20 protein-coding genes are annotated in these 23,805 nt (G+C 64.9%); 12 read left to right on the top strand and 8 right to left on the bottom strand.

Annotation, left to right across the window (positions count from 1 at the left end; all coding sequences use genetic code 11):
• Positions 1-6: 6 nt before the first annotated feature.
• The gene (locus AN189_RS16940) at positions 7-1,254 is read right to left on the bottom strand and encodes an ABC transporter ATP-binding protein (RefSeq protein ID WP_056038741.1); all 1,248 of its coding nucleotides are present in this window, start codon (positions 1,252-1,254) and stop codon (positions 7-9) included.
• Positions 1,254-2,099, bottom strand: coding sequence for an ABC transporter permease (locus tag AN189_RS16935; RefSeq protein ID WP_056038739.1), 846 nt, complete (start codon positions 2,097-2,099; stop codon positions 1,254-1,256). Before AN189_RS16935 ends, AN189_RS16940 begins: the two co-directional genes overlap by 1 nt.
• A gap of 221 nt (positions 2,100-2,320) precedes the next feature.
• Here AN189_RS16935 and AN189_RS16930 point away from each other — a divergent pair, with 221 nt between their 5' ends.
• The 9 genes from AN189_RS16930 to AN189_RS16890 all read left to right on the top strand — a co-directional run bounded on the left by AN189_RS16930 (position 2,321) and on the right by AN189_RS16890 (position 12,056).
• Positions 2,321-3,298 (top strand): glycosyltransferase family 10, encoded by a 978-nt coding sequence (locus AN189_RS16930; protein ID WP_056038736.1) that lies wholly within the window; start codon positions 2,321-2,323, stop codon positions 3,296-3,298.
• An 82-nt stretch (positions 3,299-3,380) separates the two neighbouring features.
• Positions 3,381-4,352, top strand: coding sequence for a UDP-glucuronic acid decarboxylase family protein (locus AN189_RS16925; RefSeq protein WP_056038820.1), 972 nt, complete (start codon positions 3,381-3,383; stop codon positions 4,350-4,352).
• 450 nt (positions 4,353-4,802) lie between these two features.
• A complete protein-coding gene (locus AN189_RS16920; RefSeq protein WP_056038735.1) occupies positions 4,803-5,033 on the top strand; it encodes a Flp family type IVb pilin in 231 nt (76 codons plus the stop codon).
• An 80-nt stretch (positions 5,034-5,113) separates the two neighbouring features.
• On the top strand, positions 5,114-6,301 hold the full coding sequence (locus tag AN189_RS16915; RefSeq protein ID WP_056038732.1) for a hypothetical protein: 1,188 nt from the start codon (positions 5,114-5,116) through the stop codon (positions 6,299-6,301).
• Positions 6,298-7,926, top strand: a complete 1,629-nt coding sequence (locus AN189_RS16910) for a CpaF family protein (RefSeq protein WP_083484476.1) — start codon at positions 6,298-6,300, stop codon at positions 7,924-7,926. The genes AN189_RS16915 and AN189_RS16910 overlap by 4 nt, the downstream gene beginning before the upstream one ends.
• Before the next feature lie 3 nt (positions 7,927-7,929).
• Positions 7,930-8,889 carry a type II secretion system F family protein gene (locus AN189_RS16905; protein ID WP_056038729.1) on the top strand — a complete coding sequence of 320 codons (960 nt, stop codon included), beginning with the start codon at positions 7,930-7,932 and terminating at the stop codon, positions 8,887-8,889.
• Complete coding sequence (locus AN189_RS16900) at positions 8,882-9,850, top strand: type II secretion system F family protein (protein ID WP_056038726.1); 969 nt, start codon at positions 8,882-8,884, stop codon at positions 9,848-9,850. Before AN189_RS16905 ends, AN189_RS16900 begins: the two co-directional genes overlap by 8 nt.
• Before the next feature lie 3 nt (positions 9,851-9,853).
• The gene (locus tag AN189_RS16895; protein WP_083484475.1) at positions 9,854-10,297 is read left to right on the top strand and encodes a TadE/TadG family type IV pilus assembly protein; all 444 of its coding nucleotides are present in this window, start codon (positions 9,854-9,856) and stop codon (positions 10,295-10,297) included.
• Between the two features lie 7 nt (positions 10,298-10,304).
• On the top strand, positions 10,305-12,056 hold the full coding sequence (locus AN189_RS16890; RefSeq protein ID WP_056038720.1) for a TadG family pilus assembly protein: 1,752 nt from the start codon (positions 10,305-10,307) through the stop codon (positions 12,054-12,056).
• Between the two features lie 9 nt (positions 12,057-12,065).
• Here the strand turns inward: AN189_RS16890 and AN189_RS16885 are convergent, their stop codons facing one another.
• From AN189_RS16885 to gmd, 5 genes are all read right to left on the bottom strand, one after another.
• Positions 12,066-12,668: a LuxR C-terminal-related transcriptional regulator gene (locus AN189_RS16885; RefSeq protein ID WP_172794940.1), complete on the bottom strand. Its 603-nt coding sequence runs from the start codon at positions 12,666-12,668 to the stop codon at positions 12,066-12,068.
• A gap of 134 nt (positions 12,669-12,802) precedes the next feature.
• Positions 12,803-14,215, bottom strand: coding sequence for a mannose-1-phosphate guanylyltransferase/mannose-6-phosphate isomerase (locus AN189_RS16880; RefSeq protein ID WP_056038814.1), 1,413 nt, complete (start codon positions 14,213-14,215; stop codon positions 12,803-12,805).
• 140 nt (positions 14,216-14,355) lie between these two features.
• A complete protein-coding gene (locus AN189_RS16875; RefSeq protein WP_056038809.1) occupies positions 14,356-15,327 on the bottom strand; it encodes a GDP-L-fucose synthase in 972 nt (323 codons plus the stop codon).
• 21 nt (positions 15,328-15,348) lie between these two features.
• On the bottom strand, positions 15,349-17,346 hold the full coding sequence (locus AN189_RS16870; RefSeq protein WP_056038714.1) for an acyltransferase family protein: 1,998 nt from the start codon (positions 17,344-17,346) through the stop codon (positions 15,349-15,351).
• 4 nt (positions 17,347-17,350) lie between these two features.
• A complete protein-coding gene (gmd, locus tag AN189_RS16865) occupies positions 17,351-18,472 on the bottom strand; it encodes a GDP-mannose 4,6-dehydratase (RefSeq protein WP_056038711.1) in 1,122 nt (373 codons plus the stop codon).
• Positions 18,473-18,668: 196 nt separating this feature from the next.
• Between gmd and AN189_RS16860 the strand changes: the two genes are divergently transcribed.
• Positions 18,669-19,829 carry a DUF2793 domain-containing protein gene (locus AN189_RS16860; RefSeq protein ID WP_056038708.1) on the top strand — a complete coding sequence of 387 codons (1,161 nt, stop codon included), beginning with the start codon at positions 18,669-18,671 and terminating at the stop codon, positions 19,827-19,829.
• Here AN189_RS16860 and AN189_RS16855 read toward each other — a convergent pair.
• Positions 19,826-20,800 carry a replication initiator protein A gene (locus AN189_RS16855; protein ID WP_056038704.1) on the bottom strand — a complete coding sequence of 325 codons (975 nt, stop codon included), beginning with the start codon at positions 20,798-20,800 and terminating at the stop codon, positions 19,826-19,828. The genes AN189_RS16860 and AN189_RS16855 overlap by 4 nt on opposite strands.
• 417 nt (positions 20,801-21,217) lie before the next feature.
• Between AN189_RS16855 and AN189_RS16850 the strand changes: the two genes are divergently transcribed.
• Both AN189_RS16850 and AN189_RS16845 read left to right on the top strand, forming a co-directional pair.
• Positions 21,218-22,600, top strand: a complete 1,383-nt coding sequence (locus AN189_RS16850) for an AAA family ATPase (protein ID WP_056038701.1) — start codon at positions 21,218-21,220, stop codon at positions 22,598-22,600.
• A gap of 132 nt (positions 22,601-22,732) precedes the next feature.
• Positions 22,733-23,761 carry a ParB N-terminal domain-containing protein gene (locus AN189_RS16845; RefSeq protein WP_056038698.1) on the top strand — a complete coding sequence of 343 codons (1,029 nt, stop codon included), beginning with the start codon at positions 22,733-22,735 and terminating at the stop codon, positions 23,759-23,761.
• Positions 23,762-23,805: the final 44 nt, after the last annotated feature.

Raw genomic sequence — 23,805 nt, 5'->3', positions numbered from 1 at the left:
CCGGTCTCAACTCCAGCTATGGTCGATGATCACCGGCCCGACCTGGGTGTTGCCGCTGAGGGTGCCGGTGCCCAGGTAATCGCCCTGTTCGACATCGAGTGCGGCGGCATTGGCCAGATGATGCAGCCGGTTGCCGTCCAGCCGCATGTTCAGGTTCAGCGTATAGCGCCCCGCCGCCAGCGGCAGACGGTCGAGGTGGATCCGGACCTCGCCGGTCGGGGTGCTGGCGTAGGTCTTGCCGAAATCCTCCGACGCCAGCTGTGTGAGCCGGTTGCCATAGGCATCCAGCACCCCGATCCGGAAACTGAGCGATTTCACCCGTTCGGGGTCGGTGCGGTAGCCCAGCACGATATCGCAAGGGGCACCGCAGACAGCGCCGCGCAGCTGATTGGCCGGGCTTTCGATGCGCAGGCTGGTAAAGGCAGCCCCGTCGCGCCCGCTGTCGGTGATCGCGCTGGAGTTGCTGTCATGGTCGCCCGCATAGCAGGTCAGCACCTCGTCGATGGTGCCGGTCATGGTCAGGCGGCCCTTTTGCAGCAGGATGCCGGTCTTGCACAGGTTGCGCAGCGATCCCTGGTTGTGGCTGACGATCAGCACCGTGCGTCCCTCTTGTGACACCTGTTCCATCTTGCCCAGGGATTTGCGCTGGAATGCGGCATCGCCTACGGCCAGCACCTCGTCCACCACCAGGATTTCGGGTTCCAGGTGGGCGGCCACCGAAAAGGCCAGCCGGACGGACATGCCGCTGGAATAGCGTTTGACGGGGGTATCAAGGAATTTTTCCACGCCGGAGAAATCCACGATCTCGTCCAGCTTGGCGCGGATCTCGGCCCGGCTCATGCCGAGGATCGCCCCGTTGAGAAAGATATTCTCGCGGCCTGTCAGTTCGGGGTGAAACCCGGTCCCGACCTCGAGCAGGCTGGCCATGCGCCCGGTGATGCGCGCCTGCCCCTCGGTCGGTTCGGTAATCCGTGACAAGACCTTGAGCAGGGTCGATTTGCCCGCCCCATTGGCGCCCACGACGCCGACGATATCGCCGCGTTTGACGTCGAATTCCAGATCACGCAGCGCCCAGAATTCCTCGACGCTGTCACCCGCCAGCAGCTGTTCGCCGCGCAGGGTGCGGCCCAGGTTGCGCTTCAGGGTGGCGGCCGTCTGGGCCAGCCCCTCGCGCAGGGTGGTCGCGCGCTGGGTGTCGTGGCCGATCAGGTAACGCTTGCCCAGGCCGCGCACGGAAATCATCGTGTCCGTCATCAGATATAATCCGCAAAGCTGCGTTCCGTGCGCCGAAAGGCGCGCAGGCCGAGGAACATCAGGACAGCCGTCACACCCAGCCCCAGCACGAAACCGGGCCAGTAGATCACAGCCTCGCCGCCCAGGATGCACCAGCGGAACCCGTCGATGACCGACACCGCCGGGTTCAGACTGTAAAGAAGGCGCCATTGATCCGGCACCACGTCGCTGGAAAAGCCCACGGGCGAGACATAAAGGCCAAGTTGCACGACAAAGGGCACGATGAACCGGAAGTCCCGGTAACGCACGTTGAGTGACGCCAGATAGAGCGCAGGCCCAAAGGCCACCGCCACCGCATAGACCACGAAAACCGGCAGGAACACGATGTGCCAGCTGGGCGGATACCAGAAGATCAGCATCAGGATCAGCAGCACGCAGAAGGAAATCAGAAAATCCACAAGCGACACGATCGAACTGGCCGCAGGGGTGATCAGGCGCGGATAGTAGATCTTGCTGATCATGTTGGCGCTGCCCACGAGACTCTGCGAGGCATCGCCCAGGATCGTGGACATCAAAAACCAGGGCAGCATGCCGGCATAGACCATGATCGGGTAGGGGGCGTCACCCACGCTGGGCAGGTTCGCGATCCGGCCAAAGATGAAGGTGAACACGATCATCGCCATGACCGGGCGCACCACGGCCCAGGCCGCCCCCAGCGCGCTTTGCTTGTAGCGCACGGCGATGTCGCGCCAGGCCAGCACAAAGAACAATTCGCGGTAGGACCAGATATCGCGCCAGTAATGGCTGTCCGTCCGCCCGTTTTCCAAGACGATCTGCCGCAAGGCCGGGGTCGGGGTCTCTGTCATGTCCAAATCGGTTCTTTCAGCGGGCGACCCCCTGCGGGGCCAGCCTGCGCGGGCGTAAATGCAATGTCGGACCTGGTCCGTGTCAACGGGTGCACAGCTATCCCGAAAAGACCCGGGTAGAAAAGAGCCGCCATTGCAATTCCACGGGCGAAGGGCACTCTTGCGGCGGACGTTGCCTGTCGGCAACCTGCATGCCGCATCAGCCGCCGTCGGGGCCCACCATGAAGATCGCCTATCTGCTGCCGGACAATGCGCTGAAATTCGTGCGGTATTTCCAGCCCTACCTGACGCCCTCGGGGCAGCCACGCTGGGGCGACGCCGAATTCGTGGTGAACCCCGATGGCGGGCATTTCGACGGGGTCGTGGTCCACCAGAGCGTCAGCGCGCTCAGCCGCAGCTATCGGCTGACCTGTCCACCCGGCCGGACGCTGATCTGCCTCAAGGAACCGCCCGACATCACCTTTCTGCCGCGTGGCTATCTGGCGCAATTCGCGTCCGTGATCTGCCATGACACACGGGTGCGCCACCCGGGGCGCAGGCTGGAGCCGGGTGCGCATCACTGGTTCGTCGAGGTGCCCCATGACGACATCGCACCCACGCGGTTCACCGACAAGCCCCGGCTGATTTCGGCCGTGGTGTCGGCCAAGACCGACACGCCCGGCCACCGGCAACGTCTGGCGCTGATGCACCGGCTCAAGGCGCATTTCGGCGACCGGCTGGACTGGTGGGGGCGCGGCATCAACGATCTGACCGCCCCCAAGATCACCGCCCTGCGCGATCACAAGTATCACATCTGTCTCGAAAACGGGGCCTGGCCCGGCTATTGGACCGAAAAGATCATCGACGCCTATGTGGCCAATTGCGTGCCGGTCTATTGGGGCGCACCCGATATCGGGCGCTCTTTTGACCCGGCCACGATCCTGGGCATCGACATTGCGGACCCCCAGAGCTGCATCGACCGGATCGAAACCGCCATCGCAAATGACATGTATGCCCGCGTCCAGGAGGGGCTGGCCCGCGCCCGGCGGCAGATCCTGACCACATACCACCCCTATCAGATCTACACCGACCGGCTGGCGGCACTGCCTGCCACGCCCGCGCGCGAGATCACGATCGCCCCGCAGACCGATTTCGCCTACGCCCCACAGGACCGGATCGCGCACCGGATCTGGCGCTGGCGCAACCACCGTCGCATCTGAACGCATCCTGCGCTGTGCAAGTCACACGCCTGTGATTATAGAGACGCCGACACCGATTATTTTGACGCAAAAGGATTTCCGCATGGCCCGCCTTTATGACAGCCGCAAACGCATTCTGGTCACCGGTGGGGCCGGTTTTGTCGGCTCGCACCTGATCGACCGCCTGCTGGAACAGGGCCACGAGATCATCTGCGTCGACAACCTGTTCACCGGCACCAAGCGCAACGTCGATCACCTGCACAACCATGCCCGGTTCGAGCTGATCCGCCATGACGTGACCCTGCCGCTCTATGTGGAGGTCGACGAGATCTACAACCTCGCCTGTCCGGCATCCCCCGTGCATTACCAGCACGATCCGGTGCAGACGACGAAAACATCCGTGCATGGTGCCATCAACATGCTGGGTCTGGCAAAACGCCTGAAATGCAAGATCTTTCAGGCCTCCACATCAGAGGTTTACGGCGACCCGTCGGTGCACCCGCAGCCAGAGGGCTATTGGGGCAACGTCAATCCCATCGGGATCCGGTCCTGCTATGACGAGGGCAAACGCTGCGCCGAGACGCTGTTTTTCGATTATCACCGCCAGCACGGTCTGGACATCAAGGTGGCGCGGATTTTCAACACCTACGGGCCGCGGATGCACCACGCCGACGGGCGGGTGGTGTCGAATTTCATCGTGCAGGCGCTCTTGGGCCAGCCGATCACGATCTATGGCGACGGTCAGCAGACGCGGTCGTTCTGCTATGTCGACGATCTGGTCGAAGGCTTCATCCGCCTGATGGCCACCGGGCCGGACGTGACCGGACCGATGAACCTCGGGAATCCGGGGGAATTCACCATGCTGGAACTGGCCGAACAGGTGCTTGCGCTGACCGGATCGAAGTCCAGACTGGAATTCATGGACCTGCCGCAAGACGACCCCAAGCAGCGCCGCCCCGACATCACGCTGGCCAAGACGACGCTGGACTGGGACCCGGAGGTCAAACTGACCGAAGGGCTGCGCCGCACGGTCGATTATTTCAAGACGCGCCTGCCCGAACTGCAGGTCGTCTGACCCGCGCAACATGGCGCGGATCCCCGGCAGAGCGGGGCCGCGTCCTTGCGGGCGTAAATGTTCTGTTAATGATGATTATGTCATATGCTGCGGCCACATGGGTCTGCAGCGGTGCTGTCATTGCGACAATGGGCCAGAGTGCGATTCGACAAAACCGCTGGCACGCGCCGTTTTGCGATCTTGCGGGACCGCACTCGGGCCGCGTGCATGCCGCAGCGCAGCACCGGGATGGCGCGCGAATCTGGTGCTGTAGGACCCTGCCCTGATTGCGCCTTGAACCGATCATACCTTGGGATGATGCAACTCATACCTTGGTCTGAGGCGGTTCTGACCTTGGGCGGGTGTCCCGCAACTCGCCCCATCGGACGATTTCGCAGCACGGCCGGGGCTGCCAGATCTCAGGGCGTCCCGGATCACTCCCGATCCATAATAACTCTGAAAGAGACTATCATGACCCTGGCACGTAACCTCCTCTCCAAGACCATCCGCACCTTCGTTCGTGACGAGGACGGCGCGACCGCCATCGAATACGGCCTGTTCGCCGCCCTGATCGGTGCCGTGATCGTCGGCACTGTTACCACGCTGGGCACCGAGACCAACCGAGGTTTCAGCACGATGAGCACTGCACTGACAAACGCGAATGATGCCGCCGAGGCAGCAGCTGCCGGACCCAGCAGCTGAAACAAAGAGACCGGTGCCGCCGGGCCAACCGGCGCACCGTCCCTGCCTCTTTTGTCCCTCTCTGTATCAGGATCACTGCGATGACCCGCCCCCCTTCCGACACCATGCCCCTTGCCGCCTACGTCTGCACCGACGAAGGGGCCGATGTCGCGCGCAGGGCGGTGGAACGGTCGGGCGGCGACGACAGCGCCCTGCGGGGTGGCGGTCTGAGCGGTGCGGCGCGTCTCTGCTCGGGCGCGCCCATCGCACAGACCCTGCTGACAGAGATGGGCAATATCCCCGTCGACATGGCCTGCGACTGCGTGACCGAGTTGCGCGCCACGGGGGCCGAGGTGATCGTGCTGGGCCGGGCCGATGATATCGGCACCTACCGCGCGTTGCGACAGGCCGGTGCGCTGGAATATTTCGCCTTTCCGGTGACCGCGGACGAGATCCTCGCGATCCAGCGCCGCCCGCCCGCCAATGATGTCACGCCCCCCGCCAGCCGCCGTCCCTGCATCGCGGTGACCGGCAGCAACGGCGGCGTCGGTGCCAGCCTGCTGGCCCGGAACCTGGCCGTGCATGCCGCCAATCCGCGCGGCGCCAACATGCGCACGGCCCTGATCGATGCCGACCTGCGGTTCGGTGCACAGGCGCTGGACCTCGACCACGATCACACGCCGGGGTTCATCGATGCGCTGCGCAGCCCCGACCGGGTCGACGGGACCTTTCTGTCGGCCACCATGGCCACCCTGGGGCCGCAGCTGTCGCTTTATAGTCATCACATCCGCCTGACCCAGGACGTCGCGATCCTCGAAGAAGGCCTGCCCGGCCTGATCTCTGTCCTGCAATCGGAATTCGCGACCACCGTGCTGGACATGCCCCGTGGCACGCTGCTGCGTGACGGCGCCCTGCTGCAGGCGCTGGATACGCTGGTCATGGTGGTGCCCGGTGGCTACGGCGGGGTGAACGCCGCCGCCCGCATGATCCAGACCCTGCGCGAGGATGCCCCCGACCTGCGCATCCTGCCGGTCCTGTCGGACCTGCGCCGCGATGCGGGGCTGACCGCGCGCGACATGGGCCGCAGCATCGGCCTGGATATCGCCGCCACCCTGCCCCGCTGCGACAAGGCCGTCCTGCAGGCGCATCGCGTCGCCGGCACGCTGATCGACGCAGCCCCGCGCAGCCCCTACGCCCGTGCCGTCCGTGACCTGTGGTCCATGATCGGCACGGCCCCAGCCCAGGATACCCCCGCACGCGCATCGCTGCTCAAGCGGATGTTCGGATGACACTCCACCTTGCCCAACCGTCGCTGCGCAATGCGGTGACGCAGGTCCTGGACCTGTGCCGCCGGATCGACGCCGAGGGGCTGGCGCATCAGGACCGGGTGAATGCCGCGATTTCGCATCTGGTCGACACCGCCGAAGCGCCCTGGCCGCTGGCGCTGCAACGCCAGATCCTGACCGAGGCGACCCGCATCCTGACCGAAGAGGCAGGCGAGGCCCCGACCCCGGCCCCCGCAGCCCAGCCCGTGGCGGACCCCGCGCCCGCGCCGCGCCAGACCCTGCGGGCCAACGCCCCCGCGGCGCAAAACCCGACTGCTGCGCAATCCGCAAAACCGGCACCCGCCGCCATAAGGACCACCCAGTCGGGCAACGACATGATGGCACTGTCCAACATGGTCATCGCCGACATGTCCAACACCGCCGATTTCGCGGATATGGCCAGCTTGCCCCGCGACGAACAGGACAAGATGATCCGCGAGGCGATCCGGCAGATGTCGGAACGGCGGAAACTTCATCTGAATGGTCAGGACATCACCGACCTGGTCGGCATCGTGCTGGCGGATATGCTGGGTCTGGGCCCGCTGGAGCCGCTCCTGGCCGATCCCGACATCAGCGATATCATGGTCAACGGGCCGCACCAGATCTTTGTCGAACGCCATGGCAAGCTGGAACTGACCGGCATCACCTTTCGTGACAACGCCCATGTGGTGGCCATCGCCACCCGCATCGTCGCTGCCGTCGGGCGCCGCATCGACGAGGCGCAGCCGATGGTGGATGCCCGCCTCAAGGACGGCAGCCGGGTCAACGTGACCGTGCCGCCGCTGGCGATCGACGGGGCCACCATCACGATCCGCAAGTTCCCCGCGGCCCCCGTGCAACTGTCCCGGCTGGTCAAGGGCGGCAGCCTGTCGCCGCAGATGGCGGGCTTTCTGGAACTGGCCGCATTCCTGCGTCTGAACATCCTGGTGTCCGGCGGCACCGGATCGGGCAAAACCACGCTGATGAACGCCATGTCGCAATTCATCCCCGAGGGCGAGCGCGTCGTCACCATCGAGGACGCGGCCGAACTGCGGTTCCAGCAGCCCCATGTCGTCCGGTTCGAGACCCGCCCCCCCAACGTCGAAGGCACGGGCGAGGTCACGATGCGCACGCTGGTGCGCAATGCCCTGCGGATGCGTCCTGACCGCATCATCATCGGCGAAATCCGTGGTGACGAGGTGCTGGACCTGATGCAGGCGATGAACACCGGCCACGACGGGTCGATGTCGACGCTGCACGCCAATTCCCCGCGCGAGGCGCTGACCCGGGTCGAGAGCATGGCCGCCCTTGCCGGTTTTGCCCCCGGTGGCGGCGTGGTGCGCCGCCAGCTGGTGGATGCGGTGAACCTGATCGTGCAGGTCAGCCGGATGCGTGACGGCAAACGCCGGATCACCTCGATTTCCGAAATCGCGGGGCTGGAGGGCGATTCCATCACCCTGCAGGAACTCTTTGCCTTTGTGCCCGATCCCGACAGCACCCGCACCGAAGTGAAGGGACGCTACGTTTATTCGGGATATCGCCCCAAATTCGCCACCCGCGCCGCCGATTACGGGGTGTCCGCAGAACTTGATGCGGTGCTTGGGGGCTGAACCATGCCGACACTCATCCTGACGTTTCTGGGCGGTTTCGTGGTCTATGCGGTGCTGGCGCTGGTCGCGGTCATCATGGCCGACCGGCTGCGCAGGCGCCATCTGGACCGGTTGCTGCGCGCGCGTCCCGACACGGGCGGCATGCAGGTCGAAGAAACCATGCGCGCGGCCAAGCGCAAGGCCGCATCCGACACGCCCCCCAGCGAGCTGAGCGCCAGACTGGCCCGCCAGATGGCCCGCGCGGGCCTGGAAATGACCGTGCGCCAGGCGATGATCCAGGGCAGTCTGGTCGCCGTGGCGGTCTACGGCCTGGGCGCATTGGTGCTGGGCCTGCATCCGCTGTCCGCCCTGATCCTGGCCGCCGCGATGCCGGTGCTGCTGGGCGGGCTGGTCCTGCGCGTGGCGCGGGCGCGCTACATCCAGTCCTTTACCAATGACCTGCCAGAGGCGCTGGACGTCTTTGCCCGCGGCCTGCGGGCCGGCCGGCCGGTTGCGGATTCGCTGACCATCGTGGTCGAATCCAGCACCGGCGGTCTGCCGATCCTGCGCGAATTCACCCGCGCGCGCGACGAGATGCGCATGGGCAACAGCCTGCCCGATACGCTGGACCGGCTGAACCGCCGCATCCCCACGGCCGAGGTCGCATTCTTTGCCGTGGCCACGGCCTTGCAGACCGAAACCGGCGGCAACCTGATCGAGACGATGGAAAACCTGGCCAAACAGCTGCGTGACCGCCGCCAGCTGCGCCGCAAGGCCCGTGCCCTGTCGTCAGAGGCCCGCGCCAGTGCGATGATCCTGGCCGCCCTGCCCTTTGCCGTGGCGCTGCTGATCGGGTTCCTGAACCCCACCTATCTGGGCGTGCTGTTCACCGATCCGCGCGGGCAGGTCATGGCCATCGTCGCGGTGTCCAGCATCGGTCTGGGGATCATGACCATGGTCCGCATGGGCAAGCTCAATGTCTGAGGCGATGACCCCCCTGTTCTGGATGGCCTTTGTCGGGCTCACGCTGATGATGGCGGCGCTGGGAATGCTGATCTACGTCCAGTCGCGCGACAGCGAAACCGCGGCCCGCATCCAGCGCGCGACCGGGTCCGGTCCTGCACGCGACCAGCGCCGCGGGCCACATGCCGCAGGCAGCCTGTCGCACAGCGGTGCCTACCTGCGCCGCATCGTCCTGCTGACCGGCGAGAGGCTGGCCGCGATGATGGGCGGCGAGGCGCGCGAAACCGTGGCCGAACTGGCCTCGGCGGGGTATCGCGGGCGCGACGCGCTGCTGATCTATGCCTTTTTGAAAACCGTGCTGCCTGCCTCGGCGGTGCTGGTCGGCGTGCTGTGGCTGTGGCTGGACGGGCCGCGCGGCGCGCGCATGATCCTGCCCGGCGGGTTGGTTGCGGGTATCGCCCTCGCCCTGTCCAAGGGGGTCGACATCTTTATCGACCAGCGCCGGCGCAAGCGTCTGGCCCGCATCCGCCAGGGCTTTCCCGATATGCTGGAACTGCTGGTGATCTCCTCCGAGGCGGGTCTGGGTCCGCAGCCCGCGCTGCACCGGGTCGCGCGCGAACTGGCGGTGGCCGAACCCGAACTCGCCCGCGACGTGCTGCAGATGGTGTCCGAAATGGGCATGACCAACAACCGACGCGGCGCCTATGACCGGTTCAACGCCCGCATTCCCCTGCCCGAGGTCGGCGTGTTCCTGCAGACGCTGGACCAGTCCGATACCTACGGCACCCCATTCGCCCGTGCGATGCGCACGCTGATCACCGAACAGCGCGCCAACCGGCTGATGGCAGTCGAGGAACAGGCCGCCCGCCTGCCGGTGCTGATGACGCTGCCGCTGATCTTTTGCATCATGCCGGCGGTGTTCGTCGTGCTGCTGGGGCCTGCCGTCCTGAATATCATCGACAACATCATGCGTGGGGGCTGACCCGTGTTTTCTGCATTCAACCAGAGCCTGAAACCTCGTGTAGGGTCTATTATACGCAACCGTGACGGGGCCGTCGCGATCGAATTCGTGCTGATCGCGCCGATCCTGTTCGCGCTGCTGTTCGGGATCATCACCGTGGGATATTTCCTCGGGATCAGCCATTCGGTGCACCAGCTGGCCACCAGTGCGGCCCGCGTGTCGGTGGCGGGGCTGAACGGCACCGAACGCGCCGCACTGGCACAGGATTACATCAACGAGGCCTCCAGCCACTATCCGCTGCTGACCCAAAGCGCGATCACACCCGCCATCACGGTTGTCGATACCGGTGTGCCCAGCATCACGGTCAATGTGACCTATGCGCTGGACGGATCGCTGCTGGAACTGGCCAACGGGTTCTTGCGACTGGGCCTGACGGATCTGACGGGGCGGGCCTATGTCGCCTATTGACCGGATCATGACCCGCTTTGCCCGCGACGAGGATGGCGCCGTAGCCGTCATCGTTGCATTGGTGCTGACCATGCTGCTGGGTTTCGTGGCCTTTGGCGTGGATATCGGCGCGCTTTATCGCGAACGGGCCAACCTGCAGGCAACCAGTGACCTGACCGCCATGTCCGCGATGGGTGATCCCAGTGCCGCCACGGCACGGGCAGAGGTCGCATTGGGGGCAAACGGGCGGGATGCGGCCACGCTGACCGACCTGCAACCGGGCCGGTTCCTGCGCAATCCCGCCATTGCGCCCGAACAACGGTTCACCCCCCTGCCCGCCGGCAGCCCCGGCATCAACGCCATCGCCGTCACGCTGACCGATGATGCGCCGCTGTATTTCGCGCAGATCTTTACCGATGAACAGCAGGTCAGCCTGACGGGTCGTGCGCTGGCCACCCGCACGGGGGCCGCCAGTTTCAGCCTGACAAGCCATATCGCCCGGCTGGACGGGCTGGACCTGAACCGCGGGATCATGCGCCGGTTCGGCACCGCGCAGGGCCTGACCCAAGGCAACATGAACGACCTGGCCGCAGCCGAGGTGCGGATCGGCGATCTGGTGCTGGGCATCGACAGCAGCAATACCAATCCGGCCGCGATCCTCGATGGCACCGCCACCGACGAAGCCGTCGTCAGCGCCCTGCGCGACCTGGTGCCCCGACCTGGCTGGGGTGCGCTGTCGCCGGTGGTCAACAGCGCCAGTGACGCGCCATTCGAGATGACCCAGCTGATCAGCAGCGCCGATACCGATCTGGGACTGACGCTGGTGGATTTCCTCAACCAGATCGAAATGCCGGCCCTGGACGTGCTGCGCGGCCTGGTGAGCACGGACCAGACCCGGATCGACCCCATCGTGACCAGCGATATCGACGTGCCGGGGCTGACCGCGATTTCCGCCCGCATCGTCGCGGGCGAACCGCCTGCGCAATCGGGCTGGATCGCCATCGGCGAGGCCGGCACCCAGCTGCACCGCGCGAGCGCACGGCTGACCACCGACATCAGCCTGAGCGCGGGCACGCTGGGGCTGATCGGCACCGGCGTCAGCGCAGGCGAGATCAATCTGCCGCTGATGGTGGAACTGGCCGGATCGACCGCAACGCTGGACGACATCAGCTGCACGGGCACGGACCCCGATACGGTGATCGCCCGGTTCCGCACCAGCCACACGCCGCTGCATCCGGGCAATGGCACATCCGTGGCCGCACTCTATCTGGGGACGCTGCCCGGCGGCACCTCGGACAGCACCACGATCAACCCCGCATCACTGGATTATGCCGACCTGCTGGACCTGACGATCAGGGTGTCCCTGCCGCTGCTGCCCGACCTCGTCGTGCCGGGCATCACCGTGCAGGCGCGCAGCCGCGTGACCGTGGGCCAGTCGCAGGTCGAAGAGATTGCCTTTACCCGCGCCGATCTGGCCGCAGGCCGGACCACCGCCACCTATGGGTCGGGCCAGCTGACGCGCACGGCCGTCGCGGAGTTGTTGTCAGCGGAAAATCTGGAACTGCGGGTAAAACCGGGCGACGCAGGGCTGGTGGGCGGGCTGGTCGCCCCCGTGCTGAACACCGTCATGGCCGCCCTGCCCGGCCAGATCCTGACCGCGCTGACCGATCCGCTGGACGGGATCGTGGACGGCATCATCGCCCCCACCGGCCTGCAACTGGGCGCCGGAGAGCTGGCCCTGACGGGCCATCATTGCGAATTGATCCGGCTGGTGCAGTGATCGCGCAGGTCAGCCCGCGGCGCGGTGGTTCAGGTCCTGTGCATCACGGGCGGGGGCCGCACGCCGCGCGCGGCCGACCAGCGGCAGCACCTTGCGGGTGTCGATCCGCGCAGGCGCGGCTGGGGCCTGTTCGGCCTCCTTGGCCATGGCGCAGACCTCGTCGGTGACAAAGGCCATCAGCTGGTAATGCGACCCCAGACCCGATTTGGTATAGATCGATCCCAGCTGCGATTTGACCGTCGACAGGGCCGATCCGCGCATGTCGGCGATTTCGCTGTTGGAAAACCCCTTGGCCACGAAAATCGCGACATCGGCCTCGGCCTGCGACAGCGCCCAGTCCTGCGCATAGCGCGCAATGACGGTTTCCTTAGCCACGGGTTCGCTGGCACCCGGCGCCATCCGGCGGCGGCGTTCAGAGTTCAGGTTCCGTTTCACCTGACCATAGGCCAGCACAGCCACACCCGTGGTCAGCATGAAAAACGCGACAAAGAGCGCGCCCAGCACCAGCGGTGTCGCCTGCGCGGGGCTCAGTGCGAAATGCATGACAAGACAGGTCTTGAGCGTGGCAATCGCGGCGATCAGCGCGGTGCCTGTGATCCATAAACGTGACATGAGGGTCATCCTGACTGAGAAACGATGTGTTTCCCCGAATGTCCCAGCGAAATAAGGCTGAACTACGCCATTTTCTGGCGCAGCCCCGGATTTATTCCAAAACAGGATCAGCATTTCCGCACAGAAAATCTGCATCAGGTGCGGGCGTAGACGTCCTCGTAGCGGATGATGTCGTCCTCGCCCAGATAGCTGCCGGTCTGCACCTCGATCAGGACCATCGGCACCTTGCCGGGGTTTTCCATGCGGTGCACGGCCCCCAGCGGGATATAGACCGACTGGTTCTCGCTGATCAGCCTGATCTCGTCGTCCACGGTCACCTTTGCCGTGCCCTGCACGACGATCCAGTGTTCGGACCGGTGGTGATGGCTTTGCAGGCTCAGCGCGGCACCGGGGTGGACCACGATGCGTTTGACCTGGAACCGGTCGCCCACCACCAGGCTCTCGAACCAGCCCCAGGGACGGTGATCCTTGGGAAAGGCTTCGGCCTGCGGGGCCTTTTTCTGTTTCAGTGCCGCGACCGCCTGTTTGACGTCCTGCGTGCGATCCTTGTGGGCGATCAGCACGGCGTCGGGCATGGCGATCGCCACGATATCGGTCAGGCCGATGCCCACGATGGCCTGCCCCTCCACCTCGGATCGCAGCAGGGTATTGTCGCAATCCAGCGCCGTGGCAGGCCCCGACAGGGACAGGCCACCGTCCTGGGTTTCGCGCCAGACCGCGGCCCAGTCGCCCAGGTCCGACCAGCGCCCGGCAAAGGGGACGACCGACAGGTTGTCCGCCTTTTCCATGACCGCGTAATCGATGGAAATGGCAGGTGCGGCCTCCCAATGGTCGGCCGCCAGCCGGGTGAAGCCCAGATCGGATTGCGCCCCATCCAGCGCGCCCTGCACCGCCGTCACCATCTCGGGGGCAAAGCTGCGGTAGGCCGCGACGATGGCGCGCACGGAAAACAGGAATATCCCCGCGTTCCACAGATAACGCCCCGCATCCAGCATGCCTTGCGCGGTTTCAGCATCGGGTTTCTCGACAAAGGCCTTCAGCGGCAGCGGCGTCAGATCGTCGGTCGGGGCCGCGGCCAGTTCCAGATAACCATAGCCCGTCTCGGGCCGGTCGGGGCTGATCCCGAATGTGACCAGCCGCCCGTCACGCACCGCAGGCAGCGCCGCCTGCACGGTGGCATTAAAGGCCGCCGTGTCGGGGATCACGTGGTCCGACGGGGCCACCAGCATCACGCCGTCCGGATCGCTGGCGAACAGATGCAAGGCGGCGGCCAGCACGGCGGGGGCTGTGTCGCGGCCCGCGGGTTCGATCAGCACGGCACCGGGGGCAATGCCCGCCTCGGCCAGCTGTTCGGTCACGATGAACCGGAACGCATCGGCGGTCACCACGACGGGTGCGGCGTATCCATCACCCGCCAGACGGCGCGCACTGGCCTGAAACAGGCTTTCGTCCCCGATCAGGGGCGAGAATTGCTTGGGATAGCTCTTGCGCGACAGCGGCCACAGCCGCGTGCCCGACCCACCGCACAACAAAACCGGAGTGATCATCGCGGGATACCTCATCATTATTCTTTGCGCCACCTTAGCGGCAAAACATGGCACCTTGATGCCTAAAATTCATCTTTTCGGCGCAGTGCACCCCGGCATCATCTTGCCCCAAATACTCCCGCCGGAGGCACCCGTCCGCGCTACTTGGCGCGCACGGCGGCCCCTGCATCCACCTGTTGCAGATACCAGTCGTAGGTCTGCGCGATCCCGTCAGCCAATGCGATATCCGCGGTCCAGCCCATCCGCGCCAGACGCGACACATCCATCAGCTTGCGCGGCGCACCGTCGGGGCGGCTGGGGTCGGTCAGGATGTCACCCGTATAGCCCACAGCGGCCGCCACCATCCGTGCCAACTCCAGGATCGTCACATCCACCCCGGTGCCCACGTTGATATGGCTCAGCATCGGTTCGGTTTCCGCCTCATAGGTCGCGCGGTCCAGATCCATCACAAAGAGCGACGCCGCCGCCATATCGTCCACATGCAGGAATTCGCGCATCGGCGTGCCGGACCCCCAGATCGTGACCGACGGATCGCCCGCGCGCTTTGCCGCATCGAACCGCAGGATCATCGCGGGCAGCACATGGCTGTTTTCGGGGTGAAAATTGTCACCGGGACCATAAAGGTTCGTGGGCATCACGGACCGATAGTCGCGGCCATACTGGCGGTTATAGCTCTCGCACAGCTTGATGCCTGCGATCTTGGCCACGGCATAGGGCTCGTTCGTGGGCTCCAGCGTGCCGGTCAGCAGCGCGTCCTCGGCCATGGGCTGCGGGGCTTCGCGCGGATAGATACAGGAGGACCCCAGTTGCAGCAGCCGCTGCACGCCTGCCGCATGGGCCTGGTGGATGACGTTGCATTCCATCATCAGGTTTTCATAGATGAACTGCGCAGGGTATGTGTTGTTGGCGATGATGCCGCCCACCTTGGCCGCCGCCAGAATGACCACGTCCGGTTTTTCCGCGGCCATGAAATCGCGCACCGCAGCCTGATCGGTCAGGTCCAGTTCCGCACTCGTGCGCGTGATCAGTTCATGCCCACCGCGCTGTTCCAGCTGGCGCAGGATCGCGCCCCCCACCATGCCGCGATGGCCTGCGATATAGATACGTTGCATGGGCTGCATCCTTGTCTGGAATTACGTCTCTGGCGCCAGCGCCAGATCGAGAAGTTGCGGGATCATCAGCCGCGACCCAAAGCTGCTGAGGTGATCGTCGTCGAAATACAGGAATTGCCCGTCCTGCGCGATCCGGCAATCGGGGGTGCAGAACACCGGGCCGGGATCGACATGGATCGCCCCGTATTTCTGCGCCATCTCGGTCAGGATCGCCTGCGCGCGGGCGTTGCGCTGGCGGTAATCCGCCAGATCGGGGGTGTCTGGCAGCGGCCGCCCCGCCATCAGCGCCCGCGTGGCAAAGGTCGGCACGTGATAACCGATTTCGGGAATGCCACCGATCAGCACGATCCGGTCGGCATGGGGCCGGATCGCCGCAAGCATGCGGTCCAGACCATAGCGCATCAGCTCCGCGTTATCGCCGTCTGCGGGTGCCGCCGCATCAACGGGGACCAGCGTCGCAAGCGGACCGTCCTCGCCCGGCGGTCGGGTGCCTTCGGCAAACATCGCCCATCTGGCGTGCAACACGATCATATCGACAGGACCCTGTTCCGCGATCCAATCCGTCAGTTCCAGTGTCTGGGGATGACAGGTCGCGTCGCTGGCACCGCTGATGCGCCGCACCCCCAGCACGGGCGGACAGCCCGCCTCATGAAACGCCAGACCGCGCAGATCGCGCGCCATCAGCCAGTCATCGAACCCCAGGGTGCCCCACTGAAGGTGTGAATCGCCGATCAGCAGCACATCCACAGGACCACCATCCAGCGCAGCACCCAGCGCAGGGCAGCGCGGTGCTGCAATGCGGCCGACATGGCATCGGTCCATCCGGTCCAGCCGGGTCGTGGCCTGCGTATAGGCCTGTTCCAGACCTGCGGGCAGGCGGGCCGGGAAACCGTCCTTGACCATCAGCAGGGCAAACAGGCCCAGCAGGACCGCACCCCCGGCCCCCGACAGCGCAAAGATCGCACGGCGACCGAACCTTGTGCCGCCCTCGTGTGCGCGAAACGGGCGTTCCACGAAACGCCAGCTGGCCCAGGCCAGCCCCAGCGACAAGACCAGACAGATCACGATGGTCACCGGGTCCAGATTGCCGCGCGCACTGGTCAGGATCCGTGCCGCCACCAGCACCGGCCAATGCACCAGATACAGCGAATAGGAGATCAGCCCGATCCCCACCATGCCACGGGTGGACAAGAGCCGCCCGGTCAGCGTGACCTGCGATTGCCCCGCCCAGATGATCGCCACGGCCCCCAGGCAGGGGGCCAGCGCGTTCAACCCCGGAAAGGGATCGGTCTTGTCCAGCGTGAACACCGCCCAGGCGATGGCGATCAGACCTGCGGCGGCCACCAGTTCGGCCAGCAACCGGTGGCGCAGCGCAGGAAACGCCCCCAGCGCCAGGAGCGCGCCCAGACCCAGCTCCCACACGCGGGTGGGCGTCAGGTAGAATGCAGCGACAGGGTGACGGGGCACCATCCAGACCACCAGCGCGAATGACGCCAGCGACAGACCCGCGACCAGCAGGGTCCGGCTGGTGCGCCGCCAGGCCGCGATCAGCCACAGCAGCACCGGAAACACGATGTAGAATTGTTCCTCGACCGCCAGCGACCAGGTGTGCAGCAAGGGCTGCACCGCGGCCCCGTTCCCGAAATAGGCGCTGTCGACGCGGAAAAAGTAGATGTTGGACGAAAACAGCAGCGAGGCGATCCCCGCCTTGCCCATCACCTCGTAGTGTTGCGGTAGCAGCAGGAACCAGAACACCACGATGCAGGCGGCCAGCACCACGAACAGCGCGGGCAGGATACGCCGCGCGCGACGTTCGTAGAAATCGATCAGCGAAAACCGCCCCTCATCCAGCTCGCGCACCAAGATCCCCGTGATCAGGAACCCCGAGATCACGAAAAACACGTCCACACCGACGAACCCGCCCGCGAACAGGCCCAGGCCCGCATGCCCCAGCACCACCGGCACGACGGCAAGCGTGCGCAGCCCGTCGATATCGCGCCGGTAGCCGGTAAAGTTCACGGGCCTAACCCTCGACGCTGACCGGCAGGTCCAGACCGTGGGTTTTCAGCAGCGCGTAGCGGCGCGCGGATTTCAGATCCTCGCGCACCATTTCGGCGCACATTTCCTGCGCCGTGATCTCGGGCGTCCAGCCAAGGTTCTTTTTCGCCTTGGCGGGATTGCCCAGCAGGGTTTCGACCTCGGCGGGGCGGAAATAGCGCGGGTCGATGCGCATGATGACATCGCCCACCGCGATATGCGGGGCCAGATCGCCGTCGACTCCCGTGACGGTCGCGATCTCGTCCACGCCGGTGCCGGTGAATGCCAGTGTCACGCCCATTTCAGCCGCCGACCAGGTGATGAATTCGCGCACCGAATACTGCACACCGGTGGCGATGACGTAATCCTCTGGCGCGTCCTGTTGCAGCATCATCCACTGCATGCGGACGTAATCCTTGGCATGGCCCCAGTCGCGCAAGCTGTCGATATTGCCCATGAACAGGCAATCCTCGAGGCCCATGGCGATGTTCGCGAGGCCCCGTGTGATCTTGCGCGTGACAAATGTCTCGCCCCGGCGCGGGCTCTCGTGGTTGAACAGGATACCGTTGCAGGCGAACATCCCGTAGGCCTCGCGGTAGTTCACGGCGATCCAATAGGCATACATCTTGGCCACCGCATAGGGGCTGCGCGGGTGGAACGGCGTGGTCTCGGTCTGCGGGGTTTCCTGCACCAGACCATAAAGTTCGGACGTCGATGCCTGATAGAATTTCGTCTTTTTCTCCAGCCCCAGAAACCGGATCGCCTCGAGCAGGCGCAGGGTGCCCATGGCATCCACGTCGGCGGTGTATTCAGGCGCCTCGAAACTGACGGCCACGTGGGATTGCGCGCCCAGGTTATAGACCTCGTCGGGCTGCACTTCGGATATGATGCGGGTCAGGTTGGAACTGTCGGTCAGATCGCCGTAATGCAGCTGGAACCGCTGGTTGTCGGTATGCGGGTCCTGATAGATGTGATCGACCCGGCCTGTGTTGAACAGCGACGCGCGGCGCTTGATGCCGTGCACCTCGTAGCCCTTGTCCAGCAGGAACTCCGCCAGATAGCTGCCGTCCTGCCCGGTCACACCGGTGATCAAAGCCCGTTTCGTCATGTATCTGGTCCCGTTCCAACGCCTGTCATCGGTCTTCTGTCGCAAAAGCCGCACCCTCACAACTGCGGGGGGCAAAGGGCCCGGCATTCGCCACGGACCGTTGCGGGTCTGCCCCATAGGGCGGGCGCTGCGGTCAGACCGCGTTCACCCTGGCGCAGGACATCATCGCGCGATCCCTGATGACCGGAGCCATGCCATGACCACATATACCCCCCGCCTCGATCTGCCGTTTATCGAGGGCGCGCAGGCGCAGAAACACGTCACGCACAACGCGGCCCTCGAACGGCTGGACCTGATCGTGCAGGGCGCGGTCGCGGGGTTCGATGCCACCGATCCGCCCGCCACATTGGTCGAAGGCACCTGCTGGCATCTGGGCGATGCCCCTACCGGAGACTGGGCCGGGCATGACGGCGATATCGCCTGTGTCGCGGGCGGCGGCTGGCTGTTCATCACGCCGGCGGTCGGCTGGCGGCTGTGGGACCGGGCGGCGGGCGTGCTGCGGGTGAATACCGGCACCGGCTGGGAGGCGGTGGGCGGCGCCCCCGATCTGGACAATTTGCCGGGCCTCGGCGTGAACACCGCATCGGATACCACCAACCGGCTGGCGGTGGCCGCGGATGCCACGCTGCTGACCCATGCAGGCGGCGGTCACCAGCTGAAGGTCAACAAGGCCACCACCACCGACACCGCCAGCCTGCTGTTCCAGTCTGGCTGGTCGGGGCGGGCGGAAATGGGGCTGGCGGGCAGCGATGATTTCGCCATCAAGGTCAGCGCCGACGGCAGCACCTTCACCGAGGCGCTGCGCATCGATGCCGCCACCGGTGCGGTCACCCTGCCCGCGACCCCTGCCACAGACGCATCCCAGGGGGCGCGGCAATTACTCAGCTACCGGTTCCGGCATTTTCTCTATGCCGACCAGCGCTGGTGCGCGCCCTCGTCGAACACCGGATCGGCCAATGCCTCGCAGAACCTTGGCACCGGGGCAGAACCCAGCATCGATTTCGACTGTGCCGCGCTGCTGATTTCGGCCGGGTCCCATATCGACCGGATCGTGCTGGCGGGCGACATCACCAGCAGCGACGTGGGCGACCTCGAGATCGGGATCTATTTCCAACATGGCCCCTGGAACGCGGGCTGGACCAACAACACATCCACCCTGCGCGACACCATCGTGGCCCCGACCGTGACCGGCCTGGGCCAGATCAACGGCATGGTGCGGGTCAGCTACGCGGTGGATTACACCGCCCCCGACGAAGGCTATGTCTTTGCCGCGATCCGTGCTGCGGCGGGCAGCACGCTGGGGGGCACGCGCTATTTCAACTGCTCTGGCCTGATCGGCATGACCGCCCCGAACTAACGGGCCAGCCGCCCCTTGAGCCAGCCCAGATAGGCCGCATCCGCCGACCGCAACGCGGGCCGGCCACTGGCGACCCAGAACGCGCGCCATTCGGATTCCAGCGCATAGACATCCCAGCCCGGCGCCAGCGCGCGCGCCGCATCCAGCGTCTGGGGTTTGAGCGTGACACCCGCCTGTTCGGCGGGCATGCCGCGCCGGGTGAACCGAATGAGATCGCCCGCCTCTTCTTCCATCGTGTAATCAGGCAGTCCGTCGGCGGTGATCATCCGGCGCAGCGCCGCACGGAACACGCGCAAGGGCGCGTCCGATCCCGCCTTTTCGTGCAGCGTGGCGACACTCGCGCGCCAGGTCCGCTGCTGGCCGCAGTGTTTGCGGGCCAGCTCGTAGATGCGGCGTTCCAGCGGTTTGCGCAAAGTGAAATAATCGCGGCTCAGCGTCAGGACCGATTTGGCCTGCACCGCCCGGAACAGCCAGTCCGACAGGGTCACGCGCACGCTGACCATCCGGCCACCGCGGGATTTGCGCACGATCTCCCAGCTTTCGATCAGGCCGAAACCGGTGGTGGTTTCCAGATCGCCCGTGACGATATTGGTGGTGATGCGGGTGCCGGCCAGCCGTTCGAACCCGTCGCGCAACCGGGTATAGCTGTCGCCGCCCGTATCGCGCTGGGTCGCCATCAGCAGGTCATGCGCCGTCAGCGTCAGGGTGCGGGCAATCGCACGGCCTGCGTTGAGGGCGGCCATCAGCTGGCTGATGCAATAGATAAGAATGTCCTTGTCGTGGATCGTGGCCCGCCCCCGCACCGAAGGCGTCACCGTCACCGTGGTATCGCCACGGGTATAATGGCGGATCGTCTTGTCAGGTCGCGTGGACAGTGAAAACATCGGATGTTCCATCGACCCCAGATCCCCCTTGGGGGCTGCGTCAAAGATATCGCATACGAAAAAATCGTCCGGTCGCGCGGTGCTCATGTCGGTCTGCCTGTCCTGCTTCCGGTCGTTGCCGGTCGATTCCCGCTTCGGGGTTTCAGTGACACCCTAAAGTTATCCACAGGTCTGTGTAAACGCCCGTGAACGGGGGATCAGAGTCACCGCATTGGTGTATCAGAGTCGCGCTATCGGGGGATCAGAGTCGCAGCGGTGTTTCGATGACGCAATAATCTGCGTTGAATCAAACTGTTACCGATACTGCCTGTTTCTGTAACGATCAACTAACGATCTCTAACATCATATTTTTTTTGGCAGCACGCCAAAGCCGTGGTAGCGCTGTGTCATTCCCCTTGATTTGCTTAGAAAAACGCACCCATGTGCAACCTTTTCTTTCATGTGCGTGGTTTTTGCGTATATTGACCCAAAGGCCGCACATAAGGCCGCCAGAGGGACCCAGAGATGAGCAGCACAGACCTTCCACCATATTTTCGGATCAACCCCGATCAGGCGCTGGCCGATCTGGATGATCCCGTCACCACCACCGGGTTTGCCAGTATCGCGGGGGCGGCCCGCGCGGGCCGTGACGACCTGGCGGGGCGTGGATTGGCCGAGGACGGTCAGCGCCATCTGCGCCTGTTCTCGACCTGGGAAATCACCCGTTACCTGATCCCCGTGGCCCAGGCCCATTTCCGCCGCGTGCTGAAACAAAACCCCGACCTGCCGCAAGGCCAGTCGGAAACCACGGGCGGCGCCAAGTGGTTCACCCTCGACGAGGTTCTGCGTCTGCGCGCCTTCTTTGGCCGCGAGGGGTCCAAGGCCAAGGAATATGTCCCCTACCGTCCCAAGGGGCTGCCTGCCAAAATGGTCGCCGTCGCCAACTTCAAGGGCGGGGTGGGCAAAACATCCACGGCGGCGCATCTGGCGATGTCGGCCGCTCTTGATGGTTACCGCGTGCTGGTCATCGATCTGGACAGTCAAGCCTCGATGACATCGGTGTTCGGCGGCCGCGTCGATGACGAATGGCAGACGGTCTTCCCGCTGCTGGCGCGGCATTATGCGAAACACCTGCAACTCGACAACCAGCGGCGGCTGGATCGCGGTGACGCCCCCCAACCACTGGACGACACCCTGACAGAAGCGCTGGGGATCACGGCGCAAAGCCTGGTGCAGAAAACCCATTGGCCCAACATCGACCTGATCGGCGCCCAGCTGAACCTCTATTGGGCGGAATTCCAGGTGCCGGTCTGGCGGATGCAGGGCCGCGGGTGGAAACTGTGGGATGCGCTGACCGATACGCTGGACGCGGATGGTATCCTTGACGACTACGACGTGATCTTTATCGATACCCCCCCTGCCCTGGGCTATCTGACCATCAACGGGCTGGCTGCCGCCGATATCCTGCTGGTTCCCGTCGGTGCCAGCTTTCTGGAGTTCGATTCCACGGGGCGGTTTTTCGACATGCTCCACACCACGTTCCAATCCATCGAGGAAGGCGAGAACCTCGCCGCGCGTGCGCTGGGACGTGAAGAGATGGCCTTCCAGTGGGATGCCGTCCGTGCGGTCGTGACCCGGTTCGACGGCAGCCAACAGACCGAAATGGCGGGTCTGATGCAGGCCTATCTGGGCAAGACCCTGTCGCCCCACCGTCAGGATTTCACCGCCCTGATCGGTCAGGCCGGCGAGCAGGTCCAGGGCATCTACGAGGCGGATTACCGCGATTTCAACCGCGAAACCTATGCCCGCGGTCGCGAGACATTTGACGCGACCTATGCCGCTTTCAAGAGCCTGCTCTTGGGGGCATGGCGCCGGGATGAACTGGCGCAGGCAAAGGCTGCGGAGTGATCGCTATATTACATAATATGTTTCGCATGCGAAACATCACGGAATCGACATATAATTTTTGCGCAGCGGGCGCAGGGCTCAGAACCTGTTTACCAGGCCCCCTGATTGTCGCATCCCGCAAGGAGACACCCGATGGCCAAGCGTAAGAGACTGACACCGGAACCGACCCGCCACGCACAGGTTGCGGCCCCCGAAACCAAGACCGCCATGCCGCGCGGATTGTCGGGCACGCGGATCCCGATTGCGGATGTCGCACAGGATGCATCGTCGTCAGCTGCCCTGGCCGAGGTCGCGCAAACCCTGACCGATGCCCGCAGCGAAGGACGCCTGATCCAGCGCCTGCCGCTGGATCTGATCGACGCCGATCATCTGGTGCGCGACCGCATGATCGCCGATGCCGAGGAAATGACGGTCCTCAAGGACAGCATCCGCGAACGTGGCCAGCAGACCGCGATCGAAGTGGTGGCACTGGAAGGTGGGCGCTTTGGTCTGATCTCGGGCTGGCGCCGACTGGGGGCGCTGCGCGATCTGGCGTTCGAGACGAAAGATGCCGCGTTCGAGACTGTTCTGGCTATCGTGCGCACCCCCTCCGATGCGGCGGATGCCTATGTCGCCATGGTCGAGGAAAACGAGATTCGCGTCGGCCTGTCGTTCTATGAACGCGCCCGGATCGTGGCACGTGCGGTGGACAAGGGCGTGTTCAGCAGCGACCGGGTCGCGCTGTCGCAATTGTTCGCGGCCGTGTCCCGATCCAAGCGGTCCAAGATCGGTAATTTCGTGTCTATCGTGCGTTTGTTAGACCCTGTTCTGGCCTACCCCACGGATCTGACGGAACGGTCGGGTCTGGCCCTGGTGCAGGCGCTGGAGGCGGACAGCACACTGGCCGACCGTCTGACCGCAGCCCTGTCGCGGACACCGCAGCGCACGGCTGCACAAGAGGCGCAGATCATCGCGGATACGATTGCCGCAACCCATGCCCCTGCCCCACCCTATGCCCCGCAGGACCGGCCCAAACTGCCGTCGCTGCGCGAAACGCTGTGTGATGGTCTGGAATATCGCGTGGACAAGGATGGTCAGATCAGGCTGACGGGGGCCGCCCTGCAGGATCAGGCGTTCGTATCGCGGATGCTGCAGGCGCTGCGTGATCTGGATCGTGGCTGAAAACAGGCTCTGACCCCGGGGTCAGAGCCTGTTTCGCAGCGCGA

It is taken from the genome of Loktanella sp. 3ANDIMAR09 (genome assembly GCF_001420005.1).
Taxonomy (GTDB): domain Bacteria; phylum Pseudomonadota; class Alphaproteobacteria; order Rhodobacterales; family Rhodobacteraceae; genus Loktanella.
The sequence above is the reverse complement of the archived record's forward strand: the minus strand, read 5'-3'. Positions and strand labels throughout refer to the sequence as shown.